At 59.7% G+C, this 24687-nt stretch carries 19 protein-coding genes; 11 read left to right on the plus strand and 8 right to left on the minus strand.

What is annotated here, in order from left to right:
• Positions 1 to 268: 268 nt before the first annotated feature.
• From ACQRAP_RS03465 to yihA, 5 genes are all read left to right on the plus strand, one after another.
• Positions 269 to 1123 (plus strand): DegV family protein, encoded by an 855-nt coding sequence (locus ACQRAP_RS03465; protein ID WP_427794898.1) that lies wholly within the window; start codon positions 269 to 271, stop codon positions 1121 to 1123.
• 186 nt (positions 1124 to 1309) lie between these two features.
• Entirely contained in the window at positions 1310 to 2128 is an 819-nt protein-coding gene (pflA, locus tag ACQRAP_RS03470) for a pyruvate formate-lyase-activating protein (protein WP_427794899.1), read from the plus strand.
• A 227-nt stretch (positions 2129 to 2355) separates the two neighbouring features.
• Positions 2356 to 3474 carry a serine hydrolase gene (locus ACQRAP_RS03475; RefSeq protein WP_427794900.1) on the plus strand — a complete coding sequence of 373 codons (1119 nt, stop codon included), beginning with the start codon at positions 2356 to 2358 and terminating at the stop codon, positions 3472 to 3474.
• 79 nt (positions 3475 to 3553) lie between these two features.
• On the plus strand, positions 3554 to 4291 hold the full coding sequence (gene mtnN / locus ACQRAP_RS03480) for a 5'-methylthioadenosine/S-adenosylhomocysteine nucleosidase (protein WP_427794901.1): 738 nt from the start codon (positions 3554 to 3556) through the stop codon (positions 4289 to 4291).
• Positions 4292 to 4333: 42 nt separating this feature from the next.
• Positions 4334 to 4924 carry a ribosome biogenesis GTP-binding protein YihA/YsxC gene (yihA, locus tag ACQRAP_RS03485; RefSeq protein ID WP_055252447.1) on the plus strand — a complete coding sequence of 197 codons (591 nt, stop codon included), beginning with the start codon at positions 4334 to 4336 and terminating at the stop codon, positions 4922 to 4924.
• A 236-nt stretch (positions 4925 to 5160) separates the two neighbouring features.
• Here yihA and thrB read toward each other — a convergent pair whose 3' ends face one another.
• Entirely contained in the window at positions 5161 to 6042 is an 882-nt protein-coding gene (gene thrB, locus ACQRAP_RS03490; protein ID WP_154514914.1) for a homoserine kinase, read from the minus strand.
• A gap of 203 nt (positions 6043 to 6245) precedes the next feature.
• A complete protein-coding gene (gene thrC / locus ACQRAP_RS03495) occupies positions 6246 to 7763 on the minus strand; it encodes a threonine synthase (RefSeq protein WP_427794902.1) in 1518 nt (505 codons plus the stop codon).
• A 103-nt stretch (positions 7764 to 7866) separates the two neighbouring features.
• On the opposite strand from thrC, the gene ACQRAP_RS03500 reads away from it, so the two are divergent.
• The 3 genes from ACQRAP_RS03500 to ACQRAP_RS03510 all read left to right on the plus strand — a co-directional run bounded on the left by ACQRAP_RS03500 (position 7867) and on the right by ACQRAP_RS03510 (position 11776).
• A complete protein-coding gene (locus ACQRAP_RS03500; RefSeq protein WP_154514910.1) occupies positions 7867 to 9255 on the plus strand; it encodes an aspartate kinase in 1389 nt (462 codons plus the stop codon).
• 220 nt (positions 9256 to 9475) lie between these two features.
• Positions 9476 to 10501 (plus strand): aspartate-semialdehyde dehydrogenase, encoded by a 1026-nt coding sequence (locus ACQRAP_RS03505; protein WP_154514908.1) that lies wholly within the window; start codon positions 9476 to 9478, stop codon positions 10499 to 10501.
• 696 nt (positions 10502 to 11197) lie between these two features.
• Positions 11198 to 11776, plus strand: a complete 579-nt coding sequence (locus tag ACQRAP_RS03510; RefSeq protein WP_427794903.1) for a methylated-DNA--[protein]-cysteine S-methyltransferase — start codon at positions 11198 to 11200, stop codon at positions 11774 to 11776.
• A 206-nt stretch (positions 11777 to 11982) separates the two neighbouring features.
• On the opposite strand, the gene ACQRAP_RS03515 is transcribed toward ACQRAP_RS03510, so the two are convergent.
• Entirely contained in the window at positions 11983 to 13218 is a 1236-nt protein-coding gene (locus ACQRAP_RS03515) for a chloride channel protein (RefSeq protein ID WP_427794904.1), read from the minus strand.
• Positions 13219 to 13532: 314 nt separating this feature from the next.
• On the opposite strand from ACQRAP_RS03515, the gene ACQRAP_RS03520 reads away from it, so the two are divergent.
• Both ACQRAP_RS03520 and ACQRAP_RS03525 read left to right on the plus strand, forming a co-directional pair.
• Complete coding sequence (locus ACQRAP_RS03520) at positions 13533 to 14234, plus strand: ABC transporter ATP-binding protein (protein ID WP_427718202.1); 702 nt, start codon at positions 13533 to 13535, stop codon at positions 14232 to 14234.
• A 5-nt stretch (positions 14235 to 14239) separates the two neighbouring features.
• On the plus strand, positions 14240 to 17005 hold the full coding sequence (locus ACQRAP_RS03525; RefSeq protein WP_427794905.1) for an FtsX-like permease family protein: 2766 nt from the start codon (positions 14240 to 14242) through the stop codon (positions 17003 to 17005).
• Between the two features lie 513 nt (positions 17006 to 17518).
• On the opposite strand, the gene ACQRAP_RS03530 is transcribed toward ACQRAP_RS03525, so the two are convergent.
• Both ACQRAP_RS03530 and ACQRAP_RS03535 read right to left on the minus strand, forming a co-directional pair.
• Positions 17519 to 18598, minus strand: coding sequence for a 6-phosphofructokinase (locus ACQRAP_RS03530; protein ID WP_154514896.1), 1080 nt, complete (start codon positions 18596 to 18598; stop codon positions 17519 to 17521).
• Positions 18599 to 18738: 140 nt separating this feature from the next.
• The gene (locus tag ACQRAP_RS03535; protein WP_427794906.1) at positions 18739 to 19824 is read right to left on the minus strand and encodes a carcinine hydrolase/isopenicillin-N N-acyltransferase family protein; all 1086 of its coding nucleotides are present in this window, start codon (positions 19822 to 19824) and stop codon (positions 18739 to 18741) included.
• Positions 19825 to 19985: 161 nt separating this feature from the next.
• Between ACQRAP_RS03535 and ACQRAP_RS03540 the strand changes: the two genes are divergently transcribed.
• Positions 19986 to 21371 carry a M18 family aminopeptidase gene (locus ACQRAP_RS03540; RefSeq protein ID WP_427728085.1) on the plus strand — a complete coding sequence of 462 codons (1386 nt, stop codon included), beginning with the start codon at positions 19986 to 19988 and terminating at the stop codon, positions 21369 to 21371.
• Between the two features lie 285 nt (positions 21372 to 21656).
• Here ACQRAP_RS03540 and ACQRAP_RS03545 read toward each other — a convergent pair whose 3' ends face one another.
• The 3 genes from ACQRAP_RS03545 to ACQRAP_RS03555 form a co-directional block, all read right to left on the minus strand.
• Positions 21657 to 22598 (minus strand): D-2-hydroxyacid dehydrogenase, encoded by a 942-nt coding sequence (locus ACQRAP_RS03545; protein ID WP_427794908.1) that lies wholly within the window; start codon positions 22596 to 22598, stop codon positions 21657 to 21659.
• A 123-nt stretch (positions 22599 to 22721) separates the two neighbouring features.
• The gene (gene map / locus ACQRAP_RS03550; protein WP_427794909.1) at positions 22722 to 23609 is read right to left on the minus strand and encodes a type I methionyl aminopeptidase; all 888 of its coding nucleotides are present in this window, start codon (positions 23607 to 23609) and stop codon (positions 22722 to 22724) included.
• A 169-nt stretch (positions 23610 to 23778) separates the two neighbouring features.
• On the minus strand, positions 23779 to 24555 hold the full coding sequence (locus ACQRAP_RS03555) for a radical SAM protein (RefSeq protein WP_427794910.1): 777 nt from the start codon (positions 24553 to 24555) through the stop codon (positions 23779 to 23781).
• Positions 24556 to 24687: the final 132 nt, after the last annotated feature.

A 24687-nucleotide genomic window follows, 5' to 3' on the forward strand; every position in this document is an offset into this window, starting at 1 on the left:
CCATTAGGCGGAACTCTCCTAATGGGTTGAGCGTTCTGGATACTTACTTGCTACCGTTTATCGCGTATAGCTACCGTTTGCGGAGTAAGTAACACTTAGTAATAAACCGTGTAAAATCTCAGTTAAGAACGGAGTTTTCCAGGGAGACGCTGTCCTTTGTTTTGTGCAAGGGACGGCGTCTCTTTGGCGCTTGGAGACCGTTCTGTAGCAGGACGGCGGACGTGCGTCACATATTAAAAAGTCAACGTCGAGATGGGTCGTGATAAGAATGGGCAAGTACGTAATCGTGGTTGAATCTGGTTCGGATGTGACGCCAGAGCTCTGCGAACGCTACGGCATTGTGCGTGTGCCCATGCATGTCACGATTGGTGACGAGACCGTCGAGGACGGCTCGATCGATCCGCTCGAGATCTATTCGCGCTGCAACGAGTTTGGCGTGATGCCCAAGACCAGCGGCTGCGCGCCGGCAGATTTCTCTCGCGTGTACGACCGCATTCACGCCGAGCAGCCCAACGCGACCATTTTGCATCTTGCGTATTCCGAGGCCACGACCTGTTCGCATCAGTCCTCGAAGATCGCGGCAGAGGGGCGCGACTACGTGTTCTCCATGGACACGCGTTTTGTCTCGGTGGGCCAGTCGCTTGTTGTCGTCGAGACCGCCAAATACATCGAGGCTCATCCCGATGCCACCGTCGACGAGATCTTTGCTTTTACGAACTCCGTTATGGACCGCGTGTTGCTGGGCTTTGTTCCTACCGACCTTGCCTTCCTTAAGGCGGGCGGTCGCTTGTCCAACGTGGCGTTCCTAGGTGCCCATCTGCTCAAGATTAAGCCCTGCATTGAGGTAACGGGCGGCAAGTTCGTGGCGACCAAGAAGTTCCGCGGCTCTATGCTCAAGTGCGCCCGCGCCTTTATTGACCACATGGTTGCGAAGGGCGAAATTGACTACTCGCACATTGGCCTGGCGTATTCGGTAGGCCTTTCCGAGGAGCTGCGCGACGACATGGAAGTCTATGCGCACGACCTGGGCTTTAAGGACGTTACCTGGACTCAGGTCGGCGGCGTCATCTCGAGCCATTGCGGCCCGACCGCCTTCGGCGCGGTGCTCACGCTCAAGGCGTAACGCCTGGCGTCTATCGATTTCTATTGCCTCGGCGGCGGGCGGGTTGCGACAACCTTCCCGCCGCTTTTGCATGGGGCCAAATAAGACAATCCAATTGACCGCTAAACCGTTTCGCCATCAAGCATATAGGCTAGAATGACTCTGGCATTTATGTAGCTAAAACCAATGAGAGGCAAGGTAGCGGGAATGGCTGAGATGAAGCTCGAGGGTATGGACGCTCGTCCTGAGGACTCCGCGTTTGCCCTGGGCCGCGTGCATTCGATCGAGACGATGGGAACGGTCGATGGACCCGGCATCCGCTTTGTGGTGTTTGTTCAGGGCTGCCCCATGCGCTGTGCGTATTGCCACAACCCCGATACCTGGTCGGTTAACGGCGGCACCATGGTGACCGTCGAGCACCTGATGGACGAGTTCCAGAGCAACCATGAGTTTTACCGCAGCGGTGGTATTACGGTATCCGGCGGCGAGCCGCTCCTGCAGCCTGAGTTCTTGGCCGACCTGTTCCGCGCAATGCACAACAACCCCGATGGTCGCGTACATACCTGCTTGGATAGTTGCGGCTATGCGTTCGATCCCGCGCATCCCGAGAAGTTCGATGCCGTACTCAACGAGACCGATATGGTGCTGCTCGACATTAAACACGCCGATCCCGTCGAGCATAAAAAGCTGACCGGTTGCGATCCTGCGCGCATCCTGGCGTTTGGCGATGAGCTGGCGCGTCGCAGGATCAAGGTCGTTATCCGTCACGTGGTAGTACCGGGCATTACCGACACGGCAGAGGAGTGCGAGGCACTCGGTCGTCTGATTGCCCCGTGGCATAACGTGGTGGGCCTGGAAATGCTGCCGTATCACACGATGGGCGTCGTCAAGTATGAGCAGCTGGGGATTCCCTATAAGCTCGAGGGCGTTCCACAGATGGATACCGCGCGCATGCCCGAGCTGCGCAACGCCGTCATGACGGGCATGAAAAAGCGCCGCGCGGAACTCAAAAACGCTATCGGCTAGGGGTAGCTCATTTGGGGCCGGTAGGGTGGAGAAGTAGCTAAAAGAGCCCCGTCCCAAAAAGACTGCTCTCTGGGTTGCGGTGAGATGCGCAACAGAAGCGTGCCAATTGGATAAATACGCTTGTGGTTTCTTTAAAGACACCTTAAACGCTTCTGAATATCTTTGGAAAGAAATGCCTGCTCGGTATTATGCTGCTCGTATATGAACGGGAGCAGCCAGGAGACCACGTGCGAAACGACGCATCGCGGGACGAGCATGTGCCGCAGCATAGCAGCAGATATGAGACGAAGGGTACGTCTTCGCGTGGCCTTGCCGACGCTCGCATCCGCGTGACGAAGATTGCCGCCATGGGGATGCTAACGTTGGCGGTTATTATCCTCGGAATTACCGCTAAAACCTACGCGTCGGAGCGAATGGCACACTCAGATGCGTCAACGGTACAGACGCAAAACAAAAAGGTCTCTAAATCTAAAGCCACCGCAAGTCAAACCCTGTCGACAGCGAGCCTCAAGACGAGGCTTTCGAAGGCGGACTTTAACGATATTCCCTCAGGCGATACCGTGCAGACCTTCTCGCTGGTTGATGACCAGATCCCCGCCCTGGAGGATGAGAGCCTCGCCGCGCTCCAAGATACCCTTGATCAGGCCCAGGAATTGGGCGACGTGGGCGTGGTGTTTTACAATCTGTCGAGCGGCAAGGGCGTGACGTATAACGCGGACGCCGAGGTGTACGGTGCGAGCAGCTACAAGGCGCTCTATGTACTCTACGTCTGCGAGTTACTGGTCGAGACAGGGCAAGTATCGCTCGATGATGCTCTGGGCACCTATGGCGGCTACAGTATGGGCTGGCTGACGGTTCGCGACCTGATCGAGACCTCGGTCGTCAACTCGGATAACGACTCGTTTGTCGCGTTGCGTGCAACGTTTGATCAAGATGGCTACGAGGATTGGATTGCCGCACTCGGCGTCGAAGACGAGGTTGCGCTCGATTCGATGAGCGATTTCCCCACCTACTGCCCGCGCACCTCGGTCAAGTTGTGGCGCGAGATGAGCGAGTATTTGAGCCGCGAGAGCGAGACGTCGCAATGGCTGTCGGGCCTTCTGGCCTCTACGACCCGGTCCTTTATCCGTGACGGCATTGCGGACGACCGTGCCATGGTGCGTAACAAGGCCGGTTGGATCAGCGAGGCAGGTTGCAATGCGACGTGCGATGCTGGCCTCATCGATGTCGATGGCGACACCTACATTATGAGCATCATGTCATCGATGCCGTGGAGTGACCGTTCGAGTGAGGCCGTGGCCGCCATCGCCAAGGCGCTCTACGATACCCGCGCTGCGCTGGCCTAACGGCTTCGTATTGCGCGGTTGAGTCAAAATGCTGGTACCATACCGTGGATAAACAGTTTTCACAGGTTTGGGGGATGGTATGCCTACCATCGCAATCATCGGTGCACTCGAAAAAGAGGTTGCGCAGATTAAAGAAGAACTGAACGGCGCCCGTGTGTCGCAAGAGGCGGGCTTGAGCGTTGTAAGCGGCGAGCTCAACGGTCTGTCAGTGGTCGCCACGACCGCTGGCATGGGAACCGTAAACGCCGCTGGTGCAACACAGCATCTCATCAGCAGATATGCTCCGCAGGCCGTTGTGTTTTCGGGCATTGCGGGCGGCTTAAACTCCAAACTCCATATCAATGACGTGGTTATTGGCAAGTGCCTGCGCTATCTGGATACCGACACGGCGCTCATCGCCGAGTCGGCGCCGGAGCTTGAGGAGTTTGCCTCGACACCGGCTCTGGTTGACATCGCCACCACCGTGCTTGCCGAACATGGGTTTATCGATGCTTACGCTTCTGATTCCGCTGCGGAGAAGGACCATAAACAGTTCCTGGTTGGCACTATCGCTACAGGCGACCGCTTTGTAACGGGCGACGCCATGCGCAGCGCCGCCATCGAGGCGACGCATGCCGATTGCGTTGAGATGGAAGGTGCTGCGATTGCCCATATTGCAGCCAAGAACGGTGTCGATTGTCTGGTGCTGCGTGCTATCAGCGATAATTGTGACGAGGCATATGACGCGTTTTGCGAGCGAGAGTTCGATTTGGACGAGTACGCCCGCACCGCGAGCGGCATTACACTCGATATCGTCCGCTGCATCGCCGCTGCGTGATCGTGCATCCCTATTGTAAGAACCTACGACCAAGGAGTATCCATGGCCGATTCCATTAACTACCAGCTTGCCAAGTTCGTCGCCAGCTACGGCAAGGTTTCGCAGATCCCCGAGTCCACCTGTCCCGAGGTGAGCTTTGTGGGCCGCTCCAATGTGGGCAAGTCGTCCATCATGAACAAGCTCTTTGGCCGCAAGAACCTGGTCAAGGTTTCGAGCACGCCGGGCAAGACGAGCAATATCAATTTCTTCGAGGCCGACGACGTGCACTTTGTGGACCTGCCGGGCTACGGTTTCGCCCGTCGTTCCAAGGCCGAGCGCGATCGCTGGGCCGAGCTCATCGGCGACTTCTTCGACTCCGAGCGCAGCTTTAACCTGGTTGTGTCGCTGGTGGACATTCGCCATGACCCCAGCAAGCTCGACCATGACATGATCGACTACCTGCAGGGCAACGAGTTCAACTTTATCGTCTGCCTCACCAAGGCCGACAAACTCAGCCGCACCCAGCAGGCCCGCCAAGCGGCAGCCATCAAAAAGCAACTCAACGTCCCGGCCGAAAACGTAATCATCACAAGCTCCCAGACCGGCACCGGCATCGACGAGCTCAAGCGCCGCATTGCCGAGGCCTGCCTCTAGTAGGGGCCCCTATCAATAAAATGCAGAACATCAGCCCGGCGACTTTCCAGAGTGTAGGTCCCTGTAGCCGCCGCCGGCGAAGTTAACATAGGGGAGGCCAGGGGCTTTGCCCCCAAATCTTTCCGCAGGACGGCAGGACCCCCGCCGCACGAAGTGCGCAGCGGGGGTCCTGCCATGTCCGAGGACGATTTGGGGGCAAAGCCCCTGGCCTCCCCGGCGGGTATAAGGTACGGCGACTACAGGTATTCGATCTGGGCGCCTTCCGTGTCGCACGTTAGAATATGCGTCTCACACTTGGGGAACTGTTCACGCAGCTTGACCTGCAGGAATTTTGCCACGATGGTGTCGTCGGTCACAGCCATAAGGGTAGAGCCCGAACCGCTGATCCAGATGGTCTTGGCGCCGCCGTTAAGGCAGGTGTCGCGCACAGCGTTGTAGTCGGGAATCAGGCGACGACGATAGGGCTCCTGGATGCGGTCGTCATTGGCGGCGGCAATCAGGTCGAGGTCGCCGGCCTCCAGGCCTCGCGTCATGCCGGCGATACGGCCCATTTGCCATACGGCGGTGGAGAGCGGAATCTCCTGCGGCACGACCTTGCGCGCCTCGCTCGTGTGAACCTCGTAGGGCGGAATCACGGTAATAAAACGCAAGCGATCGCTCACCTCGTAGCGCAGGCACTGGGGGAGCGAATCGGTCGGCGTAAAGGAGCAGACGGCGCCGCCCAGGATGGCGGGAGCGACGTTATCGGGATGGCCCTCGACCTCGGTGGCAATGCGGACGAGCTCAGCGCGGTCGACGGTGTGGCCTGTCAGTGCGGCGGCGGCCATAATGCCAGCGACGACGCAAGTGGAGCTGGAACCCAGGCCGCGAGCGACGGGTACATCGGTTTGAATGTCGATGGCAACGGGAAAAGCCGGCTCGCCCCATGCGGCCAGCGCATCGACAAAGCTGACGTAGACCAGGTTGTTCTCGTTTTGGAACTCCTCGGGGCAGCCCGTGATGGTGAGCTTGTCGGCGCGCTCGAAGGTGAAGTGCGAGTAGAGGCTGACGGCCATGCCGAGGGTGTCGTAGCCGATGCCCAAGTTGGCGCTGGTTGCTGGGACGGTGATCTTGATCATGTGGGTCCTCCTGGCGTGCCTGGCTGTTTAGTTCGCCGCTCGGGCAGTCCTGCGCAAGACGGAAAGCACATTAAGTGCTTTCCTTTGCGTGCGGAACTCGCGACGAACTAAACAGCCAGGCACGCTGTGCGCGTTCGTCATCATCCCGGGGGTTATCTGATAAAAGAAGGTGCGCCGGCTTTCGCCGGCGCTTAATAAGGGTTTTAGTTGGTAGCCATCTTTTTTGCTGCAGACTCGACGTAGCTTGCCATCTCATCGACGTCACAGACGTCTTCGAAGCGGACGGGTTTGGACTCGAGCTCGGCGAGCTGTGCCGGTGCGGCCGTATTGGTGGCCTGCTCGAGCACGCGCATGGCCTCAAAGTCGTCCTCGGGAACGTTGAGACCCAGAGCATCGCAGCAGGCACGCGGGAACTTGTAGGGGCTGGCGGTCGAAAGCAGCACACGGGCCTTGGCCCCCTCGGCGGGAGCGACCTTTTCAAAGACGTGATAGCCGCAAGCGGTGTGCGGGTCGATCACGTAGCCGTTCGCATCCCAGCAGCTCTTGATGGCAGCGAGGACCTCGTCCTCGCTTGCCCAGCCGCAGCCAAAGACGCTCTGAATCTTTGCCAGCAGGTCGGCGGGAACCTCATAGCAACCAGTCTTTGCCAGCTGCTCCATAAGGCCGGCAACAAGCTCGCAGTCGCCATCGGACAGGAAGTAGAGCATGCGTTCCAGGTTGGAGCTGATGAGGATGTCCATCGACGGCGAGATGGTCGTGAAGAACGGACGGTTGCGGTCGTAGACGCCGGTGGTCAGGAAGTCAGCCAGCACGTTGTTCTTGTCGCTCGCGACGACGAGCTTGGCGACGGGCAGACCCATGCGCTTGGCATAGTAGCCGGCCAGGATATCGCCAAAGTTGCCGGTCGGTACGCAGAACTCCACGGCGTCGCCGGCCTCGATGGCGCCGGCGCGCAACAGCTGCGCATAGGCGGCAAAGTAGTAGACGACCTGCGGCACCAGACGGCCGACGTTGATGGAGTTGGCACTCGAAAGCACCGTTCCGGCGGCCTCCAAGCGCTCGGCAAGCTCCTTATCGGCAAAGATGCGCTTGACGGCACTCTGGGCATCGTCGAAGTTGCCGCGAATGCCGCAGACGGCGACGTTATCGCCTTCCTGTGTGGACATCTGCAGATTCTGCACGCGGCTGACCTTGCCTTCGGGATAAAAGACGGTGATACCCGTGCCCGGAGCGTCGGCAAAACCGGCAAGTGCGGCCTTGCCGGTGTCGCCCGACGTGGCGGTGACGATCATGATGCGCTCGGCGCCGCCGTCCTTGGCGGAAGTGCGGGCCATGAGGCGGGGGAGCATCTGCAGGGCGACGTCCTTAAAGGCACTCGTGGGGCCGCCAAAGAGCTCCATCACATAGGTCTGAGGGGCGTCAGCGCCCGGCGCAGCGTCGAGTTTGACGAGCGGCGTAACCTCTTCACTCGCGAACGTGCCGCGATATGCCTCATCCACACAGGCCGAAATTTCTTCGCCCGTGTAATCATTCAGTAACATTCCCAACACATCTTGAGCGATTTCAAAGTACGATTTATCTGCAAGCGAGCTGATATCGACCTGCTGGGTGCCGAGCTCGTCCGAGACAAACAAACCCCCGTCGGGAGCGATGCCGGTGCGGATTGCCACCTTACTTGAGCACGATAAAGTGCGTCCTCGTGTACTATGATAAGTTCCCATATAACACTGCTCCTCGGATGCCTTGGTCCCAATCGGTGAAACCATGGTATCAGAGCGCGCAAAACAGGTTCGCAGAGGCTTTTAGAAAGGTAACCTCCAGCCCATGATTAAGATTGCCAAGTTTGGCGGCTCGTCGGTCGCCGACGCCGAACACTTTAAGAAGATCAAGGCCATCGTCGATGCCGACCCGGCCCGCCGTTTTGTGGTGGTTTCCGCCTGCGGTCGCCGCTTTAAGGGCGACACCAAGGTGACCGACCTGCTCTACCTGGTTAACGCGCACGTTAAGTATCACGTGTCGTGTGAGGAGCTGCTCGAGGACATTGGCCAGCGCTATTTTGATATCGCTGACGAGCTGGAGCTCACCTATCCCATCCGTGAGGAGTTCGCGGCCTTTGCCGAGCGCGCCCGCTCGGGCGGCTACTCCACCGAGGAGCTTGTGAGCCGCGGCGAGTACTTCACCGCTCGCCTGATGGCCGAGTACCTGGGCCTGCCGTTCCTGGACGCCGCGACGGTTGTGGCGTTCCATCACGACGGTACGCTTAGCATGAACCGCACCTCCGAGCTGGTGCAGGAGTACGGTCAGCAGGGCGGCTTTGTTATGCCCGGTTTCTACGGCGCGACGCGTGAGGGCCAGATTAAGCTGCTCGATCGTGGCGGCGGCGATATCTCGGGCTCGATTCTGGCCAAGTGTCTGGACGCCGACCTTTACGAGAACTGGACCGACGTCTCGGGCTTCTACTCTGCCGATCCGCGTATTGTTCCCGAGGCTCAGCCCATTGCGCGCGTTACCTACGAGGAGCTGCGCGAGCTTTCGTACATGGGCGCAAGCGTCCTGCACGAGGAGGCCGTGTTCCCCGTGCGCGAGGCGGGTATTCCGCTGGTCATCAAGAACACCAATGCGCCGCAGGACCCCGGCACCATCATTAGCGAGACGGCTGATGAGGGCGAGGCGGAGCCCATCATTACCGGCGTGACCGGCAAGCGCGGTTTTGTCGCCATCAACGTGGCCCGCGATCGCACCAAGCCCCGCGTCGGCTTTATGCGCCGTGCACTTTCGGTCTTCGAGCGCTATGACGTTTCCGTCGAGCACATGCCCACCGGCGTCGACCGCTTTGGCGCCGTGGTGCAGGAGCAGGATGTGCACGATTCGCTGTACTCGCTCGTGGGCGACATCCAGCAGGAGGTTGAGCCGCTCGAGATTGAGGTTGTCGAGGGCCTGGCGCTCATCGCGACCGTCGGTCGTAACCTGCGCGGCCGCGCAGGTATTTCCGGCCACCTGTTTGGCATGCTCGGCCAGGCTGGCGTGAGCGTGCGCATGATTTCGCAGAGCTGCGACGAGATCAACATCATTATCGGTGTCGAGGATAAGGACTTCGACCTGGCGATTCAGACCATTTACCGTGCCTTCTCCGACGAGAACGGCATTGTGAAGGTCTCCGATCTGGAGGCTCCTGCACCGATTGAACCTGCCCTGGCTGCCCTCCACAAATAGCGACCATTCCGGTAGATTTTTGGGATATGTCTAGAAATCTACCTTTTGGCGCATGAGTGGGTTTTGAGGCATGTTCCAAAAAATCTAGCGCGGGGCGTTTCGTTTCGGTTTCGTTTCGACGGGGTGGGTTTCGTGTCCGCCCCGTTCTTGTATACACTGGGCAAGAATATCCTGCCTGCTCGGCGTGCGGGCAAAAGCCACAACCTTTAAAGGGGGAAGCATGAAACAGTACACGGTTGCTATTTTGGGCGCGACGGGGGCCGTGGGCACCCAGATGCTCGAGTGCCTCAACGAGCAGGAGTTTCCGGTTGGCAAGCTCAAGCTGCTGGCGAGCGCGCGCTCTGCGGGCAAGACCGTCGAGTTCCGCGGCGAGCAGGTTGTTATTGAGGAGGCTTGTCCCGAGGCCTTTGAGGGCTGCGACATCGTACTCGGCGCTGCCGGCGACGATATCGCCAAGGAGCTGCTGCCCGAGGCTGTCAAGCGTGGCGCCGTCGTGGTCGACAACAGCCACGCCTTCCGCATGGATCCCGAGGTGCCGCTCGTCGTGCCCGAGATCAATGCCGACGACATCAAGTGGCATCACGGCCTTATCGCTAACCCTAACTGCGCAACCATCATCGGACTGGTTCCCACCTGGCCGCTGCACAAGCTTGCCGGCGTGAAGCGCATGATCGTCTCGACGTACCAGGCGGCTTCGGGCGCTGGTGCTCCCGGTATGGCCGAGCTCGAGGCCCAGCTGGCCGCCCTGGGTCGTGGCGAGGAGATTCCCGAGCCGCGCGCATTTGCCGCCCAGTTGGCGAGCAACCTGATTCCGCAGATTGGCGGCGTCAAGGAGGAGGGCTTTACCTCCGAGGAGATGAAGTTGCAAAACGAGGGTCGCAAGATTATGCACCTGCCCGAGCTGCGCGTGAACTGCACTTGTGTGCGCGTGCCTGTGCTGCGCTCGCACTCCGAGAGCATTACGCTCGAGTTTGAGCGCGACATTACGGTCGAGGAAGCCCGTGCTGCGCTGGCTTCTGCCCCGGGTGTCAAGCTGGTCGACGACCTGGGTGCCGAGGATGCGCACGACCGATTCCCCATGCCGATGGACACCTCCGACCAGGACCTGATTTGGGTCGGTCGCGTGCGCCGCGACATCTCGAACCCCGAGGCCGCGCGTGGCATCACCTTCTGGTGCTGTGGCGACCAAATCCGTAAGGGCGCGGCAACCAACGCCGTCCAGATTGCCAAACTGCTCTGCGAGTAGCGGTGGAACTGTCCGGCGGGGGCCGGGCTCAGCTTTCAGAACGTCCTCGATCATGTGCGGCGCCTTGTCCTGCTCCTTCGGAGCCGCGGACAAGGCGCCGCACTGGTCTGCGGAGTGTTCTGAAAGCTGAGTCCGGCCCCGCCTGCGGTGACTCGGCTGCGAGCGGCCTGCGATGGGGCCGTTGTTGGTTGGGGCCGCTGGGCTGATGTGAGGGCGCGTGGCCGTTGCGGGCCCTGGTCCCGGCAGCGGCCTCGGCGCTTTGCGCCTGCCGCCTTTGGGGACTGCGGGGCCGTGACGGCAGCTGCGGCGCTTCGCGCCTGCTGCCTGAGGTGACTTTGGGGTTGGGGTGAATTGAAGTTGAATACTTTTCCCGAGAAGTGAACGACCTATTTTGGACCCCCGAAGCATTGACATATTTTGACCGCTATTTCCTGCGGTTTTGCTGCGCGAATCCTGCGGTTTTGTAATCAAAAAGTGTGGATGCTTTGGGGTCCTATTTTTACTCGTTCACTTCTCGGGAAAAGTATTAGAGCTCAGCTGGCATGGGTACCGCCCTGGCGTCGAAGCTCCGCGTCTTCTTCTCTTGATTGGGGAAAGCTGCCTCGCTTAAACAATTACGAGCCTGCCCGGGCGTATCAGACAGGTTGTCTGCACAATTCGCGGTATTATGGTGCGGAGTTTTGAAAGGAGCCGCTGGTGGTCACGACGACGTTTGCTTCGCCTTTGGGCGAAATCCTGCTTGCCGCTGATGGCCGCGGTCTGACGGGGCTTTGGTTTGAGGGGCAGGAGCACTTTGGCTCCACGCTTCTCCGGGAAGACTCAGAACATGTTGAAGGGGCCGATGCGGTTTCCGGTGCTGGTGGCATGTCGTCGGCGAGTCCGGCTCATGGTGCGGCTTCTTCGGTGCTTGAGCGTTCGTGGGCTTGGCTGAATGCTTATTTTGCAGGGCAGGAGCCTCGGTATACGCCGCCGTTGCATATGATCGGTACGGCGTTTCAGCGTGAAGTCTGGTTTGAGCTGCTTTCTATTCCGCGTGGCGAGGTCGCCACGTATGGCGAGATTGCGGCTCGTGTCGCCGCCCGCCATCGGGTGCCGGGGAACGAGGACCCCGTTGTGTCTCCTCGTGCGGTGGGAGCTGCGGTCGCTCGCAACCCTATTTCGATTATCGTGCCGTGCCATCGCGTGGTTGCCGCCGACGGCTCGCTTAACGGATATGCCGGCGGGCTCAATCGCAAGGAGTGGCTGCTTCGGCTTGAGGGCGCGTACGAGGAATAACGTTCGAGCACTTTGCATAGCCAAGATGCCGTGAAAGAACGGGACACGCTTTCCGAATGGAGACTCAGACGGAAACCACGTCCCGGAATTCCGTTTTAAAGCGGGATGCGCTTTCCGAATGGCGTCCCAAGCGGAAACCGTGTCCCGGAATACAGCCTCAGAGTGGGACGCCGTTTCCGGTTGAGACCACCTGCTTGGACATCTTTCTACGCCCGCTTCTGCAGGGCGTAGATCGACTTATCCATGTTGAACAGGTAAGCCACGACGCAGACAATAAAGAACATCGGCAGATTACCAAAGCCGAAGACTTCGCAGCCAATAAGGATGGGTGCGAGCAGCGTATTGGTGGCGCTGCCAAAGACGGCTGCGTAGCCCAGCGCGGCGCAGAACTCGGCGGGCATGCCGAGAATCCCGGCGAGTACGACACCCAGGCTGGCTCCGATGGAAAACAGCGGCGTCACCTCACCACCCTGATATCCTGCGGCAAGTGTGGCGATGGTGAGTACGAATTTGAGCGCCCAGTCCCAAGGCATGATGGCGACCTTACCGTTACCGTTGAGCGCCGCCGATATCAGGTTGGTGCCAAGGCCGCAGTATCGACCCTGCCACAGTGCGAACAGAATCGCCGATAGCGCGATGCCGATAGCGGCGATGCGCGCATAGGGGTTGGGGAGCAGCCGCGCCGCAAGGGTCTTGGCATGCGCAAGGCACCAGGCAAAGGCACCGCCTACCATGCCAAACGCGATGCCTAGTACCGCAAGCCGTCCAAGACCGGGGAGATCAAGCGCGCATGAGGCGACAACGGCGACCTCAAACTTCTCGAGTCCCAGGGCACCGGAGGTCATACTTGCGGCGAGCGAGGCTGTAAGCGCGGGAAACAGCGCGCGGTATTCCATGCGTCCTGCGACCAGTACTTCGATAGCAAAGACCGTGGCAGCAAGGGGCGTTCGAAAGAGCCCGGCAAAGCCGGCGGCCATGCCGATAAGCAAAAACGTGTTGCCGGGGTCTCGGAAAGGTAGACGTCGGCCGATCCAATGTGAGACGGTTGCACCGATCTGCACGGCCACGCCCTCGCGTCCCGCACTGCCGCCAAAGAGGTGCGTCCCCCACGTGCTCAGCATAATGAGCGGCACCAAGCGCGGCGAGATGGCGTCCTCACGCCCGTGGCCTACGTCGAATACCAGGCTCATGCCGCGGTCGGTGCCCTTGCCCCAAGCGCGGTAGGCAAACACGATGGCAAGGCCCATAAGGGCGAGGAAGGGGAGGAGCAGGGTGATGTGTTCGTCGCGGAAGGCGCCGATCGCCAAAAGCACGCGTCCAAAGAGTGCGCAGATGGCGCCAACGATGATACCGACGGGGATTCCGACGGCACCCATAAGCACAAGACCGCTATAGGTGTTGAGCAGACGTTTGATTCTGCTCGATGCGCCGCTTTCCGACACTTCTCCTCCAAAACAAAAAAGACTCCTGCCGCGGCGTGATGCCTAGGGGCATCACGTAACAGCAGAAGTCATCAGCAACAAGGCGGTTTAGGGTAACGCGGCAGCTTGGCTGGCGCACCCAACGGAGACATTCATTCCGCAGTGGCATCATAGCGGTGGATACGGTTTGGGTCAAATGGTTGCCGTGGACAGTCCTGGTGCCTGCCCGCACCCTCGTTTCCCCATATAAAACCTGCCAAAATAAACCTGTCCCTTTTTGGTCGGTGCGAAATGGGTAATACTAAAGAGTTATCCGACCAGATGGGAATTAATCGATGGCTTATATCGAATTCAAAGACGTCGTCAAAGCATACGGCGAGGGTGACGCCCGCATTCACGCGCTCGATGGCGCGAGCTTTACGGTCGAGCGCGGTGAGCTCGCCATTATCCTGGGTGCTTCGGGTGCCGGCAAGACCACGGCGCTCAACATTCTGGGCGGCATGGATACGGCGACTTCCGGCACCGTAACGGTGGATGGGCGCGACGTGAGTTCCGCCAATGAGGCGCAGCTCGTGGAATACCGCCGCGCCGACGTCGGCTTTGTCTTCCAGTTCTATAATCTGGTTCCCAACCTGACGGCGCTCGAAAACGTCGAGCTTGCGGCGCAAATCTGCCCCGATTCGTTCGATGCCGAACAGACACTTCGCCAGGTTGGCCTGGGCGAGCGCCTCGCCAACTTTCCGGCGCAGCTTTCGGGCGGCGAGCAGCAGCGCGTGTCCATCGCCCGCGCACTGGCCAAGAACCCCAAGCTGCTCCTGTGCGATGAGCCCACGGGTGCCCTCGACTACAAAACCGGCAAGCAGATTTTGCAGCTGCTGCAGGATACCTGCCGCAAGCAGGGCATTACGGTCATCATCATCACGCACAACTCCGCGCTCGCGCCCATGGCCGATCGCCTGATCTGCTTTAAGAGCGGTCGCGTGGAGAGCGAGACGGTCCAGCAAAATCCCGTGCCTATCGAGACGATCGAGTGGTAGCGCCCATGGACCAAGATCGCCAAAACAGCAAAAACCACGATACGGAGCACGTGGGTCACGATCGGGAGTTCGCGACCTACCGTACCGCTCAAAGCTCAAATGATATGGCGCCGACGGTTTTTCGCTGTGGCATCTCCCGCACAATCCGAGGCAGTCTTAAGCGCTTCCTATCTATCGTGGTCATTACCGCGCTCGGCGTGAGCGTGATGTGCGGTCTTAAGGCGGGCTGCGAGGATCTGCGCGATTCGGTCGACGTCTATTTTGACCAGCAGAATGTCTATGACATTAACGTGCAGTCGACCTATGGCCTTACGCGCGACGATCTTGCGGCTATCCAAGAGGTCGACGGCGTCGAGACGGCCGAGGGCATCTACACCGAGACTGCCTACACCGCCGTGGGTACCACGCGCGAGCGTGTAGTCGTGCAGAGCCTTTCCAGGAAGAATATCGATCAACCGGTGCTGGTGAGCGGCGATTTGCCCGAGAGCGCCGGCGAGGTCGCGGTGACTTCGAAGTTCCTGAAGGCTTCGGGCAAAAAGCTCGGCGACACGGTGAGTTTTGCCGCCAATGACGCGAGCTCGTCGAACCAAAGCGCCAAGGACCAGTTTGCCGCGGGTGATTACACCATTACGGCCGAGGTCCTCGATCCTACTGATGTGAGCTCCGACTCGACAGTCAACGCCTTTCGCGCTGCTTCGGCTGCGGACTATAAGTTCTATGTGAGCGAGGATGCCGCGACATCTTCTTCCTACTCCGCGGTCCACGTGATCGTCGAGGGAGCCAAGAGCCTCAACTCCTATTCAGATGCCTACACGACAAAGATCAACGAGGTCAAGGGTAATATCGAGAAGATTCGCGACGAGCGTGAGAAGGTGCGCGCCCAAGAGCTGACGGTCGACGCGCCGGCAAGCTTGGATGCCTCCGAGCGCCAGGCGAATATGCTCTTTGGGATTGAGCAGGACAACATCAACCGCATGCCCCAGGGCAGTGAGGAGCGCGCTCGGGCTCAGGCCGATTTGGACCAGCGCCGCGCCGCCACCGACCAGCAGTTTGCCGATGCACGCGCCGAGCTTTCCGATCTGGGCGAATGCACTTGGTACATCCAGGATCGCGGTAACATCGCAAGCTACTCAAGCGTCGAGAGCGACAGCTCTTCGATTGAGGCCATCGCCACGGTTTTCCCATTTATTTTCTTTGTCGTAGCCGTGCTCATCAGCCTTACCACCGCCACTCGTATGGTCGAGGAAGAGCGCACGCTCATTGGCTTATACAAGGCGCTCGGCTATTCACGCGGGCGAATCCTGTCCAAATACGTGGACTACTCGCTGTGGGCATGTCTGTTCGGCGGCGTACTCGGCAACATCGTCGGATTTGTGGGGTTGCCGCTGTTCCTGTTTACGGTGTTCGACGACATGTACTCACTGCCCCAGATGCTGCTTTCGTACGACATCGTGTCCTCGATCGTCTCGGTGGCGCTGTTTACCGTGGGCGTGGTGGGTGCCACGATTATCGCCTGCCGCCACGAGATGGCCGAGACCCCAGCCTCGCTTATGCGTCCCAAGGCCCCGCGAGCCGGCTCGCGCATCTTGCTTGAGCGCATCGGCTTTATTTGGCGCCGCATGGGCTTTTTGAACAAGGTGGCAGCGCGTAACCTGTTCCGCTACAAAAAACGTGCCTTTATGACCATCTTCGGTATCGCCGGCTGCACGGCGCTTGTGATCTGCGGTATGGGCATCCGCGATACGTCGGTGGCGCTTTCGCCCAAACAGTACGGGCATATCACGCGCTATGACTTGCTGGCGGTCGCCAATCCCGATGACTATGCTCAGACGTGTGCGGCGCTGGAAGAGCGTAGCGCGGCCAGCGACTCCGGCGTACGCGTGACCTCGACCCTGCCGATTATGACCGACAACGTCACCTTTACGTTTGGCGGTAAGAGCGAGACCGTACAGCTCATCGTGATTCCCGACGACCGCACGAATGACCTGGACGATTACGTGCGCCTGGAGGATGAGTCCAAAGAACCGCTCGCCCTGCGTGACGGGGACGTGTATTTAAGCAAGAGTTCACAGCTGGTGCTGGGGATTCAGCCGGGCGATACGGCGCAGGTCCAGGATTCGTCGCTCAATGTTACCAAGGTCAAGGTTAGCGATATCTCGCTCAATTATTTGGGCAACACGCTTTATATGACGCAGGGCACCTATGAGCGCGCGTTCGGCCGAAGCGCGCGTCTTAACGGCATCTTTGTGCTGCTTAAGGGCTCGTCGGCCGACCAGATTGCGTTTAGCAAGAAGCTTAAGAGTGACGGTTGGCTTACGATTTCGAGTACGGCCGAGCATTGGGAGAACTATGAGTCGAACTTTACGATTATCAATTCGGTCGTAGTGCTTGTGACCTTTATGGCGGCGTGCCTGTCGTTTGTGGTGGTGTTTACGCTGTCTAATACGAATATTTCGGAGCGCGAACGCGAGCTGGCGACCATCAAGGTGCTGGGCTTCCGCCGTGGCGAGGTGCACCACTACGTCAATAAGGAGACGTTGATCCTTACGGCGATTGGCACCGCACTGGGCGTGCCGCTGGGTGGCCTGCTTGCCGAGAGCTTTACGTACGTTCTTCAGATGCCGTCGCTGTACTTTGATGTTGAGGTCGAGCCGCTGAGTTTCGTGCTCGCTGTGGTGCTTTCGTTTGGCTTTACGATTATCGTCAACCTCGCCACCAACCGAACCCTCAACAAGATTGACATGGTCGGTGCCCTCAAGAGCGCCGAGTAACCTGTTCTTGGATTCAAGTTGTAGCGAGCTGTGACGTGCCGCAGTCGCTTTATTGCATAAACCGCCCCGCAGAATGCATATTTTGGCGGGGCGGTTGCTTTTTACCCGCAGGTACCCCCAGGGGCGGCGTGCAAATTCCGGAGAATTCAGCATTCCGGAGTCCACGAGTATGGGAGCGGGCGCACAAAACTGCGCTGAAAGCCCTGATTCTGAGCTCCCAACGCCTCAAGAGCCGCTCGTTTTTACAAGATGCGGCCCATGGCGCCTGCCTTTCGCCCAAAATTCAGTATGCAGGCACCCTCAGCTGCTGAAAACTCCCAAAAATGCACGGCGCCTCCTGCCCTAGGCACCCGCAGCAAGAAGACGAATAGCCTCGGCGAGCATGTAAACGCAGGGCCCTCCGACCCCGACCGACGATTTCGATTGGCGACCTTTGACGGAGTCAAGGGAGGAGCCAAATCGAAATACGTCGGGCGGGGTCGGAGGGCCCGATGGGATGGATTTCGGCCGAGGCTATTCGTCGCCGAAGCTGATGCCCAGCGCCTTGGCCTCGCGTACCAGGTCGCTCTGGGGATCGACAAACTTGAGCTTGCCGGCGACCTCCTCGAGCGGCATGTGGCACATCTTGCCGTCACGCAGGGCAATCATGTAGCCAAACTCGCCGCGTAGGCAGCCCAGTGCCGCCTCGACGCCGCACTGGGTCGCAAAGATGCGGTCCTGGGCGTCGGGCTGACCGCCGCGCTGCGTGTGGCCGGGGATGGCGACGCGGGTCTCTCGACCGGTCTTGGCCTCGATTTCCTTGGCAATGTCGTAGACAATCGACGGACTCGTGCGCTCGGCGAGCTTCTTCTTGTACTCCTTCTTGGGCAGCGCCGCGTCCTCCTTGGAGATAGCGCCCTCGGCGACGGCCACGATCGTAAAGCGGCTGCCGGTCTCCATGCGATGCTCGATGGTCTTGATGACGTTACCCATGTCGTAGGGAATCTCGGGAATCAGGATGACGTCCGCGCCGCCCGCGACGCCGGCGTACAGCGGGATCCAGCCAACCTTGTGGCCCATGATCTCGATAACGAACACGCGGCCGTGACTCGAGGCGGTGGTGTGGATGTCGTCGATGCACTTGGTGGCGACGTCGATGGCGCTCGTAAAGCCAAATGTCATTTCGGTGCCCCAGGTGTCGTTATCGATGGTCTTGGGCAGAGCGATAACGTTGAGGCCCTCTTCGCGCAGGCGGTTGGCAGTCTTGGTGGAGCCGTTGCCGCCCAGCATAAACAGGCAGTCGAGTTGCAGCTTGTGATAGGTGTGGACCATCGCGGGCACCTTCTCGACACCGTCGGCCTCGGGAATGTCCAGGCGCTTGAACGGCGTGCGGCTCGTGCCCAAAATGGTGCCGCCGCGGGTGAGGATGCCGCTAAAATCGGCGGGCGTCATGACGCGGAACCTGCTGTAGATAAGGCCCTGGTAGCCGTCCTCAAAACCATAGATCTCGATAGGTTCTTCGCTATTGGTCATAAGCGTTTTGACGATGCCGCGCATGGTGGCGTTGAGCGCCTGACAGTCGCCGCCACTGGTAAGAAGACCGATCCTAAGCATGATGAATCCTTCCGGGCAAGTTATAACATGCGCATAAGTTTACCCCCGCACACTGTTGATACGGGGGTAAAACGTGTTAGCTCAAGCGTATAGAAATGTAAACAACGTCAGGCGAGCGTAAGGTCGACGGGCATGGCTCCTTACAGCGCGAAGGCGTCGACGTCGCCCCAGTGGCGGCGCAGCGTAATAGCGGCGGCGGGTTCGGTATTGTCAAAGACGACCGACCATTGCGTATTGCTGGTGATGTCTTCCGGATTGGGCTCTTGCGCTGCAGCGCGCAGGGCTTCCCAGGCAATCGTTTCGTCCTGGGCACCGACATGGGCGTCAAGGACATCGGCAATTGCGACGGCGCGCTCTTTACCATGGCCCAGCTCGCCGTTCCTTTGGTTGGGCAGCACTTCGTCGCCATAGCAGGGGTAGAAGTTCGTAACCTGGCGTACAGGAGTCGCTTGGAAAGCGCGGTCCGGATCGTGCGGATCCCACTCTACTACGCGCGCGTCACCGGTGGCGTCGTTGATAAAGAAGTGATAATCGCGTCCTGCCATGGCGTGCATGTCGTAGGCGGAAAGCAGGTCGACAGCTTCTTGCGTGGTGGCGGCACGGTCGAGCACCAGACGGATGGCGAGCGAGGTATTGATGACAGGGCGTTGCGTGTCCTGGTCACAGGGCTTGGAATCAAGGGTGAGTACGGCAACGGAAACGCCGCATTCGTTAACACCGTCGAGCTGGGCAAACGGACCCATGAGTGCGGCGGCGCGTCCGGCGACGGAGTCAAGCGGAGTGTTATCGCCCAGGTTGTTAAGGGCAGCAAACCCGATGGAGGCATAGCCGCCGCGTGGGTGATTGCGCACCAGCAGCGCCGAGGTGTCGTCCTTAAAGTCGTAATTGCGACCGGTGCGCACGCGGCCTTCGGCATCTACGGTGACAAAAGCGCTGCAGGCAAACTGGGGAGCCTGGATATGTGCCGGCACACCGGGCAGCACCTGCGCCACCACGGCATCGATGTAGGCCTGGTCGTCGCGCACGCCAGCGGCGATGATGCGATCAAGATCGTAGTCGTAGGCAATGTCGATTGAGTACAGGTCATAGCCATCCGCGTAGTCGGTCAAGCGTTTGAGCGACGCGGCGGACTTGATTTGCTTGCGGTAAACGATACCGGTGGCAGCGGCAAGGCCGACGGCGACTCCCGCGACACCGCAGGCGATGGCAATGTTACGTGGCTTCATGACGGCTCCTCTCGTCCTGTTAGCGTAATTATCGCAAAAGGAGCGCAAGCATGATGGCTCAACCTGGTGAGTGGCACGGGATTAAACATGGAATGAAGAGTGCGGCGCTGGCGTGGCGGGGTATGCTGGAGGGGACCATCAACCCAGCGAAAGGGGAGAGCATGACGGATCAGGAAACGCCCGAACGTGCGCATGTGACGGCCGACGATATCGAGGCCGCCAACGACCTTATCGACTTTATCGAGGCGTGCCCCAGCATGTTCCATACGGCGGCGACCATTATGGCCGAGCTCGACGAGGCGGGCTTTACCTACCTGCCCGAGAATGCGGCGTGGGACATCGAGCCGGGCGGGCGTTATTACACGCAGCGCAACACCTCGAGCGTTATCGCCTTTAAGGTGGGCGAGGACCTGGCCGCGACGTGGGGCGAGGACGGCGTTGCCGGCGACTATCATTTTCAGCTCACGGCGTCGCACAGCGATTCTCCGACGTTTAAGGTCAAGGCCGTGCCCGAGCTTGACGGCGCGGGCGAGACGCTGCGCCTGAACACCGAGGCCTACGGTGGCATGATCGACTACACCTGGTTCGATCGCCCGTTGGCGCTGGCTGGACGCGTGTTGGTGCGCGAGGGCGACCGTATTGAGAGCCGCCTGCTTGCCACCGAGCGCGAGGTCGCTATCATTCCGAGTCTTGCTATCCATATGGACCGTGGCGTCAATGAGGGCTTTGCACCCAACCGCGCTGTCGACCTGTGCCCGCTCATCAGCGCCGGCGAGCTTAAGCAGGGCGACTTCGATGCTCTGATCGCCGACGAACTGGACGTCGAGCCCGAGCAGATTTTGGGCCGCGATCTGTTTCTGGTCAATCGTCAGGACGCGCACATTTGGGGCTGGGCCGACGAGTTTATCTCGACGCCCAAGCTCGACGACCTAGCCTGCGCCTACACCTCGCTGCAGGCATTTTTGGGCGCCGAGAATGCACATGACATCTCGGTCTTTTGCTGCTTCGACAACGAGGAGGTTGGCTCCGAGACCAAGCAGGGCGCCATGTCGACGTTCTTGGCCGATGCGTTGCGTCGCATTAACGGGTCGCTGGGCTTTGATGACGAGTCGTACCACCGTGCGCTTGCCGCCTCGATGCTCGTGAGCTGCGACAACGCGCACGCCGTGCATCCCAACCACGCCGAGAAGTGCGATGCCCACAACCAGGTCGTGCTCAACGGCGGTATCGTCATCAAGGAAGCCGCCAACCAGCACTACTGCACCGATGCCTTTAGCCGCGCAGTGTTCCAGGCCATCTGCGATGACGCAGACGTGCCCACGCAAGCCTTTGCCAACAAGAGCGATATGGCGGGTGGCTCCACGCTCGGCAATCTGTCCAATATGCAGGCGAGCATGCACGCCGTGGACGTGGGCCTGCCGCAGCTGGCCATGCACTCGAGCTACGAGACCGGTGGCGTGCGCGACGTGATGTACGCGATTCGTGCCCTCACGGCTTTCTACGAGCGCGACCTAAACATCAACGGTGCCGAAAGTGTGGAGCTCTAAAACCTGCCAAAAAAGGACGGGTTTATTTTGGCAGGTTTTATCTGGGCAAATGCCGCAATGTCAACGGTAAGACGGAGCTGCTAAGGCTTGCAGATGAAGCCGACGCCAGCGAAACCGCCGCAGGTTGAGCAAAAGTCAGCGAGAGCCCGCCGTTTGAGCCAAGGTGCCGTGAAATGAAAAGGCGCTGACCTTCTGGTCGCGCCTTTGAAATTGAACGGCAGATTGGCCAAACGGCGGGCTCGCAGCGTCGAGGGGTTCCGGCGTTTGGTAAAACGCCGGAACAATCTAATGCTCAATCCAACAACGTAAAGTTTCGCCGGCCAGCAGGTGACGCAGATTCTCCGCGGCGATGTCGACCACGTTATTGAGCGTGGCGGCTAGGTGGAACCAGCCCGAGACATGCGGCGTGATGAGCATGTTGGGTGCATCCCACAGCGGGCTTGTGGCGGGCAGCGGCTCGGGATCGGTGACGTCGACCGCGGCGCCGGCGAGATGTCCCGATTCCAGAGCGGCAACCAGGTCGTCGGCGACCACAAGATCGCCGCGGCCGCCGTTGGCAAAGAACGCGCCCGGTTTCATCGCGGCGAAGAACTCGGCGTTCGCCAGACCGCGGGTCTCGGGCGTGCTGGGCATAAAGGATGCGACGATGTCGGCCTCTGCCAGGCGCTCAGACAGGGCATCCATGCCGTCCATGTCCTCAAACACAATGGGGTAGACGAGCGGATGGCGCTTGATGCCGCGGACATGCGCACCCATGCTGCGGCAGAGCGTGGCAAAGTGGCCGCCGATATCGCCTGCGCCCAGCACCAGCACGTTGGCGTTTTTGAGCGAGGTGACCGGCCCCAAATCCTCCCAGCGATGCTCGCGCTGCAAGTCGTGATAGCCGGGCAGGCGCTTCATCATGGAAAGGACCATGGCAAACATGTGCTCGCTCACGGCCTGACCGTAGGCGCCGATCGAGCAAGACAGCTTGGCTTCAGCCGGCACGGTGCCGGCGGCAAGGTAGTCGTCATAGCCGGCGCTCTGCAATTGCAACAGCTGGAGATGGTCGCATGCCGTGAGCATGTCAGGGTCGATGTTGCCCAGGATCACGTCGGCATCGGCGACCTGTTCGCGCGTGATGTCGCCGGCGCTCGTGTAGATAAAATCCTCGCCCGGAGCGCTCGACTCAAGAATTGCACGATGGCGGTCGTTGACGGGCAGCAAAACCAGGATGTTCACAAGCATTCCTCTCCGCTCAACCTGCCAAAAAGGGACAGGTTTATTTTGGCAGGTTTTATCTGGCAAAACGTTCAAATAAAACGCCGGATGCAAGACGAGCGTGCCCGTCAGCATCTGGCGCATCTACGGCTACCAGCTCAGCAGCTCGTAGCCGTCCTCGGTCACCACGAGCTGTACCTCGCACTGGGCCGAGTCGCTGCCGTCCTTGGTGCGCACGCACCACCCATCGCCCTTGCTAATCTTAATGTCGGGTGCTCCGGCGTTGACCATGGGCTCGATAGTAAAGACCATGCCCGGAACCATGATAGTGTCCACGTCGGGCGCCTCGGTGGTAAAGCCCACAAACGGGTCCTCGTGGAACTCCTTGCCAATGCCGTGGCCACCGTACTCGCGCACCACGCTAAAGCCGGCGTCCTCGACCGTCTTTTGTACGGCCTCGGCCATCACGGAGAGCGGCAGCCATGGCTTGACGGCTGCCAGACCCGCCTCCACGCTGGCGCGGGTGACGTCGACCAGGCGCTGGCGCTCGGCAGATACCTCGCCGATGCAGAACATGCGGCTCGAGTCGCTAAAATAGCCGTCTAAGATCGTTGAGCAGTCCACGTTGATGATGTCGCCCTCGTGCAGTACGTCCGTATCGCAGGGAATGCCGTGGCAGACGACGTCGTTGATCGAGGTGCACACGCTCTTGGGGTAGCCCTCGTAGTTGAGGTCGGCCGGCGTTCCACCATGCTCGACGGTGTAGTCGTAGATCATCTGGTCGATCTGGTTGGTGGTCATGCCCGCGGTGATATGCTCACCCACATAATCGAGCACGCCCACGTTGATGGCGGCCGAGCGCTTGATGCCCTCGATATCGGCAGGCGTCTTATAGAGCGTGCGGGGCAGGACGTTCCAGCCCTCTTCCCACAGGCGCTCGAGGCGCTCATCAAAGGAGCTGTGACATTTCTTGTATTTTTTGCCGCTGCCGCACCAGCAAGCGTCGTTGCGGCCAGGCACGGGTCCTTTGTCATACATGGCTAACTTCCTTTCATCCGAGGCTAGTATAGTCCACCCGCAGAGCAGCTAATTTGGGACGGGGCTTTTTTGACTGCTTTTGTCCGCGCGGCCTTGCGCCGCCCATATCGCTCCCAAAAGCAGTCAAAAAAGCCCCGTCCCAAATTAGCTGCTCTTGGGCAGACGGGTGCTAGTAACTCACCTGGCAGGGGATGCCGAGGGCTTGGACGCGCGCGGCAATGGCGTCGAGCACCTCAGGCGCCGCTTTAGCAAGGCCGGCGACTGGTGTCTCGCGCGCCACCGTGTAAATGGTTGCTTCTTGTGGACGAATGCGCTCAAGCGCCGCGAGCCAGGGGGCAACGTACTCCTCGCCGGTGTTGTCGATGGGCTTGCCCTGATACTCACCGGTCAAAAAGATCGTCTGGATAATAACGTGGCCCTCAAAGCTCGCGAACGTCTCGATCTGGTGCTCGACGTCGTAGGGACCAACGGGCTGGTCGAGCAGCTGGATAAATGCCGGATCGACCGTATCGAACTTGAGGATGTTGTCGTCGACCATCATGAGCGCATCATGCACCTGGGGACGGTTGGCGCGCGTGCCGTTGGAAAGCACGGCAATCTTGGTGTTCGGGGCCAACTGGTCGCGAAGCGCGACAGCGCCGGCGATAGCCTGCGGGAACTCCGGTGCGGCGGTGGGCTCGCCGTTGCCGGCAAACGTGATTACATCGGGCAGCTCACCCTCGACCGTCATCTCGCGTAGTTTGGCTTCGAGTGCGTCGAGCACCACGGCAGCCGTGTTGTGTGGCTCGTGGCAGGGGCGTTCGGCGTTGAGTCCGTTTTCGCAGTAAATGCAGTCAAAGGTGCAAATCTTGCCGCTGGCAGGCATCATGTTGACGCCGAGCGAGAGTCCAAGGCGTCGGCTGCGGACGGGCCCAAAGATGGGGCTGGCATTCAAAAACGTAGACATAGGCATATGCTCCTCGGGACAGTTGTACTTAAGCATAGCATTGGCCCCCGTGCCAATCGCGGGTCTGGAAACTGTTGTCTAAGCCGAAACTGTGCAGCCTGGTGAGTTTTCGGAACCCTATCATGAAAGGGT

Origin of the sequence: Collinsella sp. SGI.180 (assembly GCF_050313455.1) — a bacterium.
Classification (GTDB): domain Bacteria; phylum Actinomycetota; class Coriobacteriia; order Coriobacteriales; family Coriobacteriaceae; genus Collinsella.